The sequence below is a fragment of the Streptomyces alkaliphilus genome (genome assembly GCF_014141535.1).
Lineage (GTDB): Bacteria > Actinomycetota > Actinomycetes > Streptomycetales > Streptomycetaceae > Streptomyces > Streptomyces alkaliphilus.
Genome location: NZ_VKHT01001724.1, coordinates 1 through 462 on the forward strand (window position 1 = coordinate 1; position 462 = coordinate 462).

The window sequence follows — 462 nt, forward strand, 5'->3', positions numbered from 1 at the left end:
CTCCCAGTCCCCTCCCCGGCCGAGCCGGAGCCGGCGGGAGCGGATCCGTCGACACGGGAGGAGTCGGGTGCGGCCCCGCCCTCGCCGGCCGCCACCGGTTCGGTGAAGTCGCCGACGCCGGGGCCGCCTCGGGGTGGTTGCTCCGACAGGGTGATGAACTCACCGCCCCCGGGGCCTCCGGCGGGTACGCCCCCGCCCGAGGGAAGAAGGACCTGTCGCTCGACCACCGCGGCCGGATCGAGCCCCTCCATGGAGCCGATGGCCCCGGAACCCGTGGTGGTCATCCCGGCCGGTGTGGTGGAGCCCATGGGCACCATGCCGGTCCCGACACCCCCGACGCGCTCCTCCGCGTCCGGGGCGGGAGCGGCCCCGGTAACTGGTTTCTCGGTGGGTCGCCCCCCGCCCGGGTCCCCCGGCGGGTCACCCGGGGGCCGCCCCGGGGGGACGCCCACCACTCCGGGG

General features: G+C 77.7%; 1 pseudogene. It reads right to left on the reverse strand.

Annotated elements, in window-relative coordinates:
* Positions 1-317: pseudogene (locus tag FNQ90_RS26490) on the reverse strand (hypothetical protein); the annotation flags it as partial.
* Positions 318-462: the final 145 nt, after the last annotated feature.